The organism is Sphingobacterium sp. PCS056 (genome assembly GCF_023273895.1).
In the GTDB taxonomy this organism is placed as follows: domain Bacteria; phylum Bacteroidota; class Bacteroidia; order Sphingobacteriales; family Sphingobacteriaceae; genus Sphingobacterium.
This window is the reverse complement of sequence record NZ_CP096883.1, coordinates 3,505,408-3,518,177: the sequence shown is the minus strand read 5'-3', so window position 1 is coordinate 3,518,177 and position 12,770 is coordinate 3,505,408. Positions and strand designations below refer to the sequence as shown.

At 42.5% G+C, this 12,770-nt stretch carries 12 protein-coding genes; 3 read left to right on the top strand and 9 right to left on the bottom strand.

Translation table 11 applies throughout. The annotated features are described in order from the left end of the window. Positions 1-46: 46 nt before the first annotated feature. From MUB18_RS14690 to MUB18_RS14680, 3 genes are all read right to left on the bottom strand, one after another. Complete coding sequence (locus MUB18_RS14690; RefSeq protein WP_248753626.1) at positions 47-901, bottom strand: MBL fold metallo-hydrolase; 855 nt, start codon at positions 899-901, stop codon at positions 47-49. A gap of 121 nt (positions 902-1,022) precedes the next feature. Continuing rightward, entirely contained in the window at positions 1,023-1,895 is an 873-nt protein-coding gene (locus tag MUB18_RS14685; protein WP_248753625.1) for a helix-turn-helix domain-containing protein, read from the bottom strand. A 414-nt stretch (positions 1,896-2,309) separates the two neighbouring features. Next, positions 2,310-3,206 (bottom strand): SDR family oxidoreductase, encoded by an 897-nt coding sequence (locus MUB18_RS14680; RefSeq protein ID WP_248753624.1) that lies wholly within the window; start codon positions 3,204-3,206, stop codon positions 2,310-2,312. A 117-nt stretch (positions 3,207-3,323) separates the two neighbouring features. Between MUB18_RS14680 and MUB18_RS14675 the strand changes: the two genes are divergently transcribed. Both MUB18_RS14675 and MUB18_RS14670 read left to right on the top strand, forming a co-directional pair. Beyond that, on the top strand, positions 3,324-3,656 hold the full coding sequence (locus MUB18_RS14675; RefSeq protein ID WP_248753623.1) for a winged helix-turn-helix transcriptional regulator: 333 nt from the start codon (positions 3,324-3,326) through the stop codon (positions 3,654-3,656). A 162-nt stretch (positions 3,657-3,818) separates the two neighbouring features. After that, entirely contained in the window at positions 3,819-4,148 is a 330-nt protein-coding gene (locus MUB18_RS14670) for a DUF6122 family protein (RefSeq protein WP_248753622.1), read from the top strand. A gap of 218 nt (positions 4,149-4,366) precedes the next feature. On the opposite strand, the gene ligD is transcribed toward MUB18_RS14670, so the two are convergent. Then, entirely contained in the window at positions 4,367-7,063 is a 2,697-nt protein-coding gene (gene ligD / locus MUB18_RS14665) for a DNA ligase D (protein ID WP_248753621.1), read from the bottom strand. A gap of 275 nt (positions 7,064-7,338) precedes the next feature. After that, positions 7,339-8,394 (bottom strand): carboxymuconolactone decarboxylase family protein, encoded by a 1,056-nt coding sequence (locus MUB18_RS14660; RefSeq protein ID WP_248753620.1) that lies wholly within the window; start codon positions 8,392-8,394, stop codon positions 7,339-7,341. Between the two features lie 180 nt (positions 8,395-8,574). Between MUB18_RS14660 and MUB18_RS14655 the strand changes: the two genes are divergently transcribed. Next, on the top strand, positions 8,575-9,465 hold the full coding sequence (locus tag MUB18_RS14655) for a helix-turn-helix domain-containing protein (RefSeq protein ID WP_248753619.1): 891 nt from the start codon (positions 8,575-8,577) through the stop codon (positions 9,463-9,465). A gap of 283 nt (positions 9,466-9,748) precedes the next feature. On the opposite strand, the gene MUB18_RS14650 is transcribed toward MUB18_RS14655, so the two are convergent. The 4 genes from MUB18_RS14650 to MUB18_RS14635 all read right to left on the bottom strand — a co-directional run bounded on the left by MUB18_RS14650 (position 9,749) and on the right by MUB18_RS14635 (position 11,856). Beyond that, positions 9,749-9,973: a hypothetical protein gene (locus MUB18_RS14650; protein WP_248753618.1), complete on the bottom strand. Its 225-nt coding sequence runs from the start codon at positions 9,971-9,973 to the stop codon at positions 9,749-9,751. 245 nt (positions 9,974-10,218) lie between these two features. Then, positions 10,219-10,626 (bottom strand): DUF5675 family protein, encoded by a 408-nt coding sequence (locus tag MUB18_RS14645; RefSeq protein ID WP_248753617.1) that lies wholly within the window; start codon positions 10,624-10,626, stop codon positions 10,219-10,221. Next, positions 10,623-11,153 (bottom strand): DUF6266 family protein, encoded by a 531-nt coding sequence (locus tag MUB18_RS14640; protein WP_248753616.1) that lies wholly within the window; start codon positions 11,151-11,153, stop codon positions 10,623-10,625. Before MUB18_RS14640 ends, MUB18_RS14645 begins: the two co-directional genes overlap by 4 nt. 58 nt (positions 11,154-11,211) lie before the next feature. Further along, complete coding sequence (locus MUB18_RS14635; protein ID WP_248753615.1) at positions 11,212-11,856, bottom strand: DUF6266 family protein; 645 nt, start codon at positions 11,854-11,856, stop codon at positions 11,212-11,214. Between the last annotated feature and the right edge of the window lie 914 nt (positions 11,857-12,770).

The window sequence follows — 12,770 nt, the reverse complement described above, 5'->3', positions numbered from 1 at the left end:
TCTCGCATGAATACACATGCTTATATCTAAAAAAATAGGATATCGACTAAAGAATAATTTTTTGCCCATCTGCTGGTATGATCACTTTATCAGCAATTCCCTTTTCTTTTACATAGTCAGCCAATGCTTTGCGCGTTAGCATACAGTGATTAATCGCTTCCATATGAATCGCAATAATCGTTGCCTTTGGCAAGATGTGGTGCACTTTGTATACATCTTCTTCACCCATAATAATGGCACCAAAACCATCTACTTGAGCATCACCTGTATTCAGTACGACTACATCAGGATTTAGTTTTTTCAACTGCAATTCAAAATCATTATTCCAGATCGCATCACCCGCAAAATATACAGACTTCTGACCTGCATGAGTAAAAAATATGCCCGATGCGTGTCCTAATAATTTCCCCATTTGTGTATCGGCATACGCTTCGTCTGAACCATGCTGTGCATGCGTTTTTTGCAATTTGATGTTCCCAAAACGAGTATCCGCAGTCATCACCTCTATCTTTTTAAATCCTTGTTGCTTGATGGCCGCAGCGTCAGCATCATTTTGTGCAAATACGATTTTATCTTTTGGAAGCACCTGTATGGCGACTTCATCCCAGTGATCGGCATGCATATGGGTAACAATTAGGGCATCCGGATTTAATAAATTTTCTACCGCCACAGGCAGTTCCACCATGGGATTACGTAAATGCGCATTTGCTGTACCAGGAAAGCCTGGGTAAGCTCCCTTCTTGGCCAGCATGGGATCGATAAGAAATTCCTTACCTCCATATTTAAATACTACAGTGGCATTTCTGATCAACTGCACACTAGCCTTATTTTCCACTTTCAATTGACCAAACGTCACGAATGCCGCTAGGGTCAAGGCAATACCAAAAATCATTTTTTTCATAGCTTTAATTTTTTTATATCTTTTAATAAAGGTGTATACGATCTATGCACTGAAGATCCGTATGACATATTAAACAGATACAAAAATAGTTGGTCATGATCGATCCTATTCTACCCAGAAGTTACGAATAAATACCATTTTGATAATTGGCACAAAACTGACCAGTAGTCATTCCTGTTTGTGTTTTAAAGAAACGCATCAGATGATTGGGTTCTGAAAAGTGTAACTCATAAGCTATTTCTGTGACCGTTTTACCCGAGTGGATCAATTCGTTTTTGATTTCAAAAAGCAGCCGTTGTTTCAAAAGATGGGTTGCTGTTACATGGAAAAGCTTTTTTACGGCAGCATTTAGCGTTATTCTGCTTACTCCCAACAATTTGACGTAATCATCGATCCTTTGATAATGGCGTATATGCTGCTCCAACAGCAGTTTGTATTGATAAGCAAAATTATGCTCAGCACTATCCAGAGACAATTTATTCTGAAAAGCGTAGGTGCGATTGAATTTCTGCAGTAGGTAATAAGTCAGCGATCTGATGATATGTGCGCTATCCGGTTTAGGAGATATAAGTTCAAGCTTAATTTCGGATAGCATGGTACAAATTTTAGCGATCTCCTCTCGTTCCACGAGAATATCGAGCGGAAAATTCAATTGATAAAAATATAAAAGACGATAGCTAAACAATTTGTCCGAAAAAAAATCATTTAAAAAATTTTCCTGAAAAACAAGCACCGTAAAATCAAGATGATCAGCTTCTAATTTCCATCTTCTCTTTTGGAAGGGCGAAATAAAAACAATACTGTTATCTGTTAAATGGATTTTTTGCTGATTCAAGATCAACGTCCCCGATACCTGCTTAAAAATAACAATTTCAAAAAAATCGGTATTAAAAGTATCCGTATCCAGGTAACTCTCTTTTACATCCTCACCAATCAAAACATTGAGCAAAACCTCCACACCGCAGTCAGATTTATGAAATTTGATTGTTTGCATATCATCGTATTTAATTTCTGTTGTTCATTCTACATCAGAATGAAGCATGTTGCACTGTTTATGATATCAAGTTACTGTTAATATATTTGAAGTTGATGACTTGTCAGCTTTTATTTCCACAGCATATTATGGAAAAACAAAAAGTATCATCTTAAAAAGAGCCCATTTTACCGGACTCTTTATCTGAGATTTAATAAACAATATCGGATACAAGTTCAGTGACATTTCCTGTCTTTATTATTGCCCAAATTTAACATACATACTAGATCCAGTTTATACCATAATGTATGATTAAACTACCATTTTGATTATACATTTTCAAGATGCTTGATCAGTACGGAAGCTAAGGAGAACGTCAATAATCATCTTGATCAGCATAATCCACATTATGCTATCAAGATATTACCCACAGGGTTATGCAATGAAATAATCTTTATTATCGCGGGCCCATTGCGCTAGCGAGGTCATCTGAACGGGAAGTTTTTCCAAAATTTCATACATTTTTGAATTAAACTTGGATGGGTATTCAGTTGCATTTTGAAGACTCTCGTAATAGGCTGCAACGCTAGCAGCTCCTGCTTCTCCTACAAACGCCTGTAAGATATCAGCAAATTCTTTAGGCTTTTGAGCATAATACACGATTTCTTGATCTACCCCTTTAGAAAACTGAACCGCCAGATCATTCCCTTTTAGGTTTTCCATCCCACTGATTTTGAATGTATCTGCTTTTAGATCAGTATGGTAAATTGCTTCAACGACAAAAGCGCTCACATCTCTGGATGCGATCCAGCCAATGGGCATTGCCTCAGGAGTAGGGTAAGCCAATTTATTCTCGTTGGTTATAAACGGTGCACAAAATGCGCCCATCATATTTTCCATATAGATAGTCGGTTGGATGATGACGTAGTCCACTCCACTATTTTTCAAATAATCTTGAACATCCAATTTTACGTCATCCACCGGAGAACCTACTTTTTGAGACTCCAGCCAACCACTTGTATTCCAGACGATTTTACTTACTCCATTTGCTTTCGCTGCATCAATCAGATTTTTTGAATATGGCAATCCATCCAATGGATTGGGCAATGAAACAGGAATCATAAAAGCAATTGCATCCATGCCTTGAGTAATTTCTAGCATTTTATCGGCGTCTTTCAGGTTGGCCAATACCGGTGTTGCACCTGCTTGTATTAATTTTTCAAATTTTTTTTCCGAACTGGTAACCGCAAATACGTCTGCACCTTTTTTCTTTGCTTCGTCAATGACATGGGACTGCTGTGAGCCCGTAGCTCCAAATACTAAAATTCTCATATGCGCTAATCTTTATTTGATGTATAACTTGTTCAAATCTATTAATTAACTTACTTTTGTACAAGTACTTACCACTTAGTTAGGTACTTACCAAATGGTTAGAATCACTGAATATCAATGGGAAAAAAAATAAAATCAATAGCTCCTTGTGACGAAAGTTGTCCTGTAAGAGCATCACTATCATTGTTGGCCGGTAAATGGACACTGATGATCCTATTCCAGATCAATGAAAATACGGTGCGCTATGGTGAACTCAAAAGAGCTGTCACCGGCATTAGTGAAAAGATGCTCATTCAAGAATTAAATATGCTTGTTGAGCATAAATTGGTCACGAAGAAAGTCTATCCCCAGATTCCTCCAAAAGTTGAATATAGCCTCACCGAATTAGGATTGAAAACCCTTCCGATAGTTGATCAGCTGGCTCAATTTGGTCTCCAAAATTTAGTCTAATGCTCAATTTTACAAATTATGATGTACAAATACTAGCCGTATCAAATTAGACTAAATCGATAAATTTATCCAGATTTAAGTCAGTTTCTCCGGCTGGATGCTATATTTGCATTAAGTAAAGCGTTTATAAAGCCCAGCGTTCATTTAATATTTTGTTTATCCATGGATCTTGACAGATTACAGTACTTACAACCGCTCGTTCATTACAGCTTACATTTTTTAGTCCCAGGATTATTGGCTTATCTGTTTTTTAGAGAACAATGGAAACGGGCCTGGTTGATTATGATCGGTACGATGCTCGTGGATCTGGATCATTTGTTAGCGACACCGATCTTCGATCCGGGGCGCTGTAGCATAGGCTATCATCCACTGCACTCCTATTATGCCATTGCGGTGTACTTCATATTGCTATTTTTTCCGAAAACGCGCATTGTTGCTGTCGGATTACTCTTCCATATGTTGACCGATTGGCAAGACTGCCTATGGCATTAACCCAAGTTGTTTCTTTCGCCTGCTATTGGTCCCCATCAGTCTCAAGCGTACGATAGGAAGCTACGCAAAAAGTGCATAGCGCGGCAGCAATCCTTCTATGATCTAGGAGATGCCAAATAGCCGTTTTAGGTCGAGCCAGCGGTTATCCAATAGATCTAAAAATGGCTTATAAAAACAATGGCTGGGATACCACCATTGCCTTTTCGTACGGTTGCAAGCTATTTTTTGCTGTAGTCATCGATGATCTTTTTGAGATCAATGCCTTTACCCAAAACTGGCTTAAAGATATCGCCTTCACTTTCAAGTCGTTCCAGTGCATTAAAAATGGTGAAATCGCTCATCTTTAATCCTTTTTTCACTTCGTCCCAATGCAAGGGCATCGATACCGTTGCGCCGGGCTTTGGACGTACCGAGTACGCAGCAGCAATGGTAGCATGCGGTCTATTCTGCAGAAAATCCAGGTACATCTTCCCTTTGCGGTCCTTGATGGTACGTTCCAACGTCGTATAGTCTGGAAGCTGTCGATTGATGAGCGTCACGATGACGCGGGCAAATTCTTTGGACTGGTCATACGTATATTTATTATTCAAAGGAATATAGATATGCAGACCGGTAGAGCCGCTTGTTTTGCAGTAGCAGGGTACATGCATGCTATCCAGTATTTCTTTGGTCACCTGTGCCGTCTCGATGACCTGATCAAATGAATTTTTACCAGGGTCAAGGTCGATAATACAAAAGGTCGGATGGTCCGGTTTTTTGACCGTACTGCTCCAGGGATTCATTTCGATACAACCTAGATTGGCCATATACAGCAAAGTCGCCTCATCTTTCCCGACCAGGTACTGCTTGTCTTTGTCATCCGTTTCGCTTGTATATAAGTAGGTTTCTGCCCAATCGGGAGCACTATCGGTTACATTTTTAAAATAAAATCCCTCCCCTGTTATACCGTCGGGAAAACGGTTCATGCTCTGCGGTCTATCTTTTAAATAGGGCAATATATAGGGTGCCACCTGATGGTAGTAATTGATCAGGTCACGTTTTGCAATGTTCTCTTTGGGCCAAAAAATCTTATCGAGGTTGGTGAACTTGAGTTCATGTTTGTTGATTTTTTTGACCTGTGTTTGGTCCTTCGGATTCAGTAAAGTCTTTTTCATTTTTCCTGAAGCTACGGTTATTTGATCATCCGATCCGTCGACAACCTGACGGGTCGATACCTCTTTTTCCAATACGATGCTTTTGGGGTCCTTATCTTCCCGTAAACCGAGAAATGAAGGATGGCGCATCACAGCATCTGCTGTCATTTCTGTAAAGCTCACTTCGCAGATGAGCTGTGGTCTCAGCCACGTAACATCCGCATGCGGCGGATCTGGACGAAACCGCGAAGCTTTATTGACATCGGGCTTTGTACTAAAGGGAGAAGTTTTGCGGGTCAGCTTTTTAAATTTTTCGAGCAGCTCCAGTTGCAGTTTGTCACTAAAACCGGTGCCCACCTTGCCCGTGTAGACCAGGTCTTTGTCTTGGTAGACACCGACGAGGAGGCTACTGAATGCTTTACTGGAACCTTCATTTTTAGTGAAACCACCAATTAAGACCTCCTGTCGGCTGTTGGCTTTTATTTTCAACCAGTCTTTTGTTCTGCTATGGCTATGATAAAGGCTATCCATGCGTTTTGCCATAATCCCTTCCAGTCCCATCTTCTTTGCCGATTCCAAAAATTTAATGCCTGAAGTGTAAAATGGAGTGCTCAATCTGATAAGATCACTTTCGGGCAAAATCTCTTCGAGTATCCCCTTTCTTTCGGACAAGGTCAGGTGTGTGAGGTCCTTGCCGTTGTACCATAAGATATCAAAGACATAATACAATAATTCTCCATCTGCTTCACTTCGCCAGTTCTGCAGGGCACCAAAATTGGCATGGCCCTCTTTTCCTACGACAACGACTTCACCATCTAAAACCGCGTCGAGCTTCATGGACTTTAGGGCTTGATAGATGGGATAAAATTTTTCATTAAAGCTCTTATCATTGCGTGATTTGATCTCGACCTCTTCACCTTTCAGAAATGAAACGGCCCTATAGCCATCCCATTTTACTTCGTACAGCCACCCATCATGGTCAAAAGGCTGGTCCGTAAGTGTCGCAAGCATCGGTTCTACGCGCTTATAAAATGCTTGTTTGGGGGCCTTTTTCAGTAGTTTCGCTACATCGACATCCGTTCGCTCCGTTTCTCCAGCATCTGCGATCTGCTCGTCGATACGGGCAGCTGCTTTTTTCTTTCCAGCAGGCTTGTCCTTTGCCGTACTATTTTTTTTGATGATTTTCTTGCCATAGACGTGATCAGGAGACTTCTCCATCTGGGCAATACTTTTTTTAGAAATAACCGACTTGTCTTTTAGCGTGATATCTTTCTTACTGGCGTACTTATCCTTCAGTTTCATGAAGAGCCAGCTGTTTTCGGATTTCCCGTAAGCTTTCACCAGAGCAAATTCGCCTTTGAGCTTTTCACCGTTGAGTTTAAATTTCAATTTGCCGGCTTTTAACTGCTTTAGCAGTTCTTTTTCTTGTTTTTTGAGGTCTCCCGCTACCGGTTCAGCAGGTTCGTAAGTCCCTTCATCCCAAACAATCACCGTACCACCCCCATATTGTCCTTTTGGGATGATGCCTTCAAAAGTCCTGTAATCATAAGGGTGATCTTCGACCATCATGGCCAGTCGCTTGATATCCGGATCGAGCGATGGGCCTTTCGGAACAGCCCAACTTTTGAGTACTCCCTCCATTTCCAGCCGAAAATCATAGTGCAAGTGGGAAGCATCATGTTTCTGGACCACAAACCGTAATTCCTGACCCGAAGATTGACCTCCAAAGGGTTCGGTCGTTTTATCCTGCGCTCGTTTTTCTCGGTATTGATCTAAAGCCATTGTTCAAGAGATTTAAGTTCAAAAAGAAGATGCCTTATTCGTCTATTTTTTATCATGGACTGAAAAAAGATTGTCCAGACATGGATGTGCACATGTTCTGAACACCATCTCCAGTATAACAAACTGACCACAAGAAAGTTCGAAAATGATAGGTAACAATTACATCCCAGCTTTAAAATGATATCGAGAAACTTCGCTTGTCAAAACAAGACAGGGATCCGTCGAAGCAAGCTATAGCAGCAACGATCTGTGGTGAGGACCAGCCAATTGGTAAACTACTGCAATTTTTTAAAAATTTCGAGCATCGCATCCCGATCGATATGGGTCATATCAATCAGCTTTAAGGATTTGACCATGGGCAGTGTAGACGATTTATAGTGTTCAAAATGAGGAGTCTTCAAGTGGGATTGGTAGGCTTCTTTATCGGCATAGATCTCTACAATTCGTACTTGGGTCGGATCTTCCTGTTGGTACATCGGAAAGATCGCGATGACCCCTGGTTCCAGAGCAACAGAAGCCGCGGCTTCCTCTTTCAGAATGGCTTGGTAAGCTTCCAGATATTCGGGCTGTATGGCTATTTCCGAGATCCGAACCATCATATCCGGCTTGATTACGGGTACCGCAGGTATATCGATCAGTTTCCTGACGGTATTAGCCTGTGTGGTACTCACATTTGTTTCGATGATTCCAGCCAGTTGTTCGAGTTGATGCTGCGTGATACCGGTATTCTTGCCCATATGGATATGTGACTTTAACTGTGCTTCTACACCGGGCATGGATGCCAGCGCAGCAATGGTGACCAGTTCCCTTTGCTGATAACTCAGTACATCGCTTGCAAAAATATCGGCAAACAGATGTTCTTTCAAAAAAGCATCCATGCGCGGGGCAAATTCGCCAAAGCCAGGCGCTGGTTTAGCCTGTGTGGTCTTTGTCAGCTCTTCCAGCACTTTTCTGCCTTGCTCGTATTTGTCCTTTGTGCTGTTGTTGACCGTAATTTCCTGACCAGTTGCATCGACTATGCCTCTGCGCTTTCTTTCATCCACAACAGTCATCAACATCTGGATCGCGTTGAGGCTTCTGGGGAAACCTGTATACGCGTAGAGCTGTACCAGTGCCTCTTTGATTTCATTCTGGGAAAGACCTGCATCCAAACCCTTGTGGAGTGCGGTATGGAGCTGGTCCATATTTCCGGTTGCAGTCGAAGCCGCCATGTTGATTAGGCCCTGCTGCTGGCCAGACAGCTCCGTCGTATGGTGTTGTGCATGTATCATCACTGTCGTGATCGAGAGCACAAAAACGAGTAGCGCCCTGAGTGGTTTGTTTTTGTTCATGTTATCCGTTTTTATGACTAGTATTGTTGTTCCTTATTTTCCTATACAAAGCTCACCTTTATAAGTTTAACTATTTTATATATATTACTGATTTATTTACCATTTTTACGGATTTAGCCGATCAGATATTCATGCTATCCGCGCATTTCGTAATTTTGTTTTATAATCATTTTTAACACGATGGATGAGATACACAGAATCGACACGGTCAAGCAGTATAATGACTCTTTAGGAGTAGACACCCTGCATCCGCTGGTCAGTGTCGTGGATTTTGACCACATGCCGACTTACCACTATTTTAAGAGGTATATGGGTATTTATGCCATTTTTTTGAAATATATTAAATGTGGTGACATGCGCTATGGCAATCAGCCTTATGATTATGCGGATGGTACCCTGGTCTTTATAGCTCCGGGTCAGGTCTACGGAATCGAGGGCGAGCCGATTAAGCCACAGGGCAAAGCATTGGTCTTTCATCCTGACTTAATTGCAAACACGCATCTGGGCAGTAAAATAAAAGATTATCCGTTCTTTTCTTACGCAGTGCATGAAGCGCTCCATCTTTCTAAAAAAGAAAGGGTGGCTATTAACGATTGTTTTGATAAAATTGCCTATGAAACTGAGCAGAACCTGGACAAACATAGCAAAACGCTGCTCGTTTCTCATATCGAACTCTTTCTGAACTATTGTCTACGTTTTTATGATCGACAGTTTATCACGCGTAGCCACGCAAACAAGGATATCCTCTTTAGATTTGAACAGCTATTAGATGCCTATTTTCGATCTAAACAACCGCTGAAATTGGGCATACCCGCTGTACGTTATTGCGCTGATCAGCTCCATCTCTCGGCCAACTATTTTGGCGATCTGATTAAAAAGGAAACCGGGAGTACGGCATTGGATTACATTCAATCTAAAATAATCAATGAAGCGAAAATCATGTTAGGGGACAACAAAAAACAGATCAGTGAAGTTGCACAACAGTTGGGATTCACTTATCAGCAACATTTTACTCGTCTTTTTAAGCAAAAAACGGGCGTGACACCACATGAATTTAGAAATTCGAATTAAGCTCATGCTCAGAAATCAGGGCAGGAAAACAGTATTTTACGGAGTAGTTTGAAGATAAGCATCCACAAAACAATCTGCTACGGAAAAACGAATAAGCTTATGCATGACACAGCATAAGCCTATTCATTTCTGCTATCTGCGCCTCCACTTCCCTAATAGCCTACTGGTCAGATAGCTCACGGCCGTACCGACCACGGCCATAAGTGCCGTCTGCAAAAGGTCGCCAAAGGAAAAGCTCGCGTAGATGGAACACAGCGTGCCACCGAGCGTCCCGATCCGGATATCATGCCCTTTCATCGGGCACCTCCTTTTCTTTTTGCGCGGTTCCCTTCTCCGTTGGCGGAGACTCCTCCGTTTCCTTTTTGTGTGGATCATCCAATACCGTTTCCACCACACCAAGCCCCAGTGCGATATATTTGAACATCTGTAAGGCCTTACCAGGCCATTTAATCGGCGCAAGCAGGACCACCTGCAGCGCACGGTTTATTTTTGTTATTATTTTTTTCATGTTTTGAATGTTAGTCAGAAGCTAGAAAGTCACTCCGTCACTTGATCACTCGTTACTTGATCACTTATTACTCCGTTACTTGGTCACTTGATCACTCCGTCACTTGATCACTTATTACTCCGTTACTTGATCACTCGTTACTTGATCACTTATTACTCCGTTACTTGATCACTCGTTACTTGATCACTTATTACTCCGTCACTTGATCACTCGTTACCTGGTCACTTGATCACTTCGTTACTCTGTCACTTAATCACCAAATACACCTCCTCACCTTTTTCCAAAAAAGCATAGACCAGCGCCTTGAGTTTGGCCAGCGCTTGACCGCTTGCATGTCCTTTTCCTTCACCTGTGAGAGTGGTGACCGGAGCGATACAGCCCAACAGTTCTTTTTGCGCGTCATTTGCAGCATGGATCAAGATCGCCTCCCGCCCCAGCACATTCGGAATACCGATCTGCTCCCCATGTCTGGGGTAGCGCCGTTTTTGCAATCGATATTGACCCGTTGGGATGCAGCTGATCCGAGGAATATTATTGCGATCTGGCAGTTCGATCGTATGGCAGATCAGCTCACCGCGATAGGTCAAAGTTCCATTAGTTCCATTTTCTCCATACATCCGTTGGAGCAGCAGGATATGTTTCATTTTCATCATGTTGAATAACCTAAATATTGCGAACGTGCATATTTTTGTCCTGTCCGTTCTGCCACCATCAGATAGAGGTGCAGGCCATCATCCTGAAATTCGCTCAGCAAGGGTAAGATGACTTTGCCCTCCCGCCTCTTCCAGGTCAGCTCATTGACAAAAGCATACCCTTTTTCTACCTGATAGGCACAGAGCGTCAGGTAATCATCGGCGGCACTATATGCGGCAGGAAACCAGTGATGTGTCACCTCAATCCGATCGGGGTAACGGTGTATCTGGTCAACCTGCACATCAGCCACTGTACCGATGCTCAGCAGCACTTTAGATGGATCCACCTGCGGCTCACCATCCACGATGTGGATAGCCGTACGGAGCAGATGGCCCAGCGCGAGCGCTGATGCAAATGATTTTTTTCGTTTAGCCTTTTCAGCATAGCCTTTCTCGACCAAGTCTTTCAGCGGAACCAGGTAGGCAATCGCCGCTTTAAATGCAGCCCGTACACGCTCCTGTGCAGGACTGCCCTTTTTTTTAGCCATATCAATTGATCTTTTTAAATCAGGGGCCAAGCCAGATCGGCCTGACCCCATAGGTGCATTAGTCGAGCTGTACCTCTCCCAGATACACACTTTTGGATACTCTGGTTTTCGACCGGTTGGACAAGAAAATCCAGGTGTGGACCGAACCTGTCTGCAGATGATCCGAAACGATAAAGTTGATTTCCCCATTGGCTCGCGTCCCCGGATTCGGAGTCGACATAAATTCATCTTTTTCCGGATGGTAAGCCAATACGTACACCAGGTCGTCGCCATAGGTCTTGAAGTTCTCGCTGACACCCGTATCCCAGGTGAAGCTGAGTTCACCTGCGGTGTACAGGACACCTAGCGTCCCTGCACCATACAGCGTACCGTCCGAGATGCTGACCTTGGCATAGTCAAGTTCAAAGTTGGGGTAAGTCCCCCTGATCGCTTTTTTGAGATTAAACTGAAAAGCCGCATTGATTGGCGTTACTTTTTCCATATTTTTACGACCGAACCCGATCTGCAAAAAGACATTGATCGGCAGTAGAAAACGCATCAATGTTTTGAATTTTTCCTGCTGCACCATCTGCTGTTCAGACGAGGGCTTGGATCTTTTTTTATAAAGACCCTTGATGTAGTTGATACTTTTCCAGCTACTTCCTATTACGGAGCCGGCTTTACCCTTAAAGCCACCATTTGCTCCATGTACAATTGTTCCCATATTTTTTTTATTCAAGTCAAGGTTGTTTTATACCGGTATCATCCATTGACATAACAAACATAAGACGCATTAAATCAGCAATCAATATCAATAAGTTGAAAGACCGATCCTTGACCGACCGGCATCGTGTTTTTGACCGATGTCCGACTGTATGCGACAGAAAATAAATTGAAAACAGGAGATTTTTGCGTCAAGAGATCCATCAACAGCCCATCAATAGCAGACCAATTCCTGCCCATTGCCCAGCTCGCTTTGAGTCTGCTTCGAGTCCGCTTCGAGCTGGCTTCGACTTTTCATGCTGTTGTATCGAAGGAGCCTCGAAGCCCGGTCGAAGCGCACTGAAGAAAAGGTAGAAGTTGGTTAGAAGAAAGTCAGAAGAAAACTATAAAAACAGGAGAACACCCCCCATTTCCAGTTCCACAAAAAATCGTCTCTCTAGGTGCGAGAGACGATGGATCACAGACGCTGCATGCAGCTCAGTATACAAAGAGTTGGAGCCTTATCCGCGATCATGCTGACGCAGCCGCTCGACATCCGCATCGCGGTAGCAGCGTTTGTTGCGGCTGCGTTTAGCTACACAAACATGGGTTCATCTTCCATGAGGTCGAAGACGGTGTAGCCCGCGATCCAGATGTCATCCAGCGTTTGCATGTCGTTTTCCATCATTTTCAATTTTAAGTGAAACCATATATTCATTTATCAGCTGATACCCAAAAATGCAGAAGATTTTGATCAATAGCGATTTGGGGGAAATATGATCAAAAAGGCAGTGTGAATGGTTAAAAGCAGCATGAGTTCCATCTGAAATTACCATTCATCCCTCATATTGGTCATTCACACCTGATATAGGTTAGTTTTCCCTGAATACATGGATCTAAAAAAGTATTGTATATATTATGCGTCTTTTTTTTCTC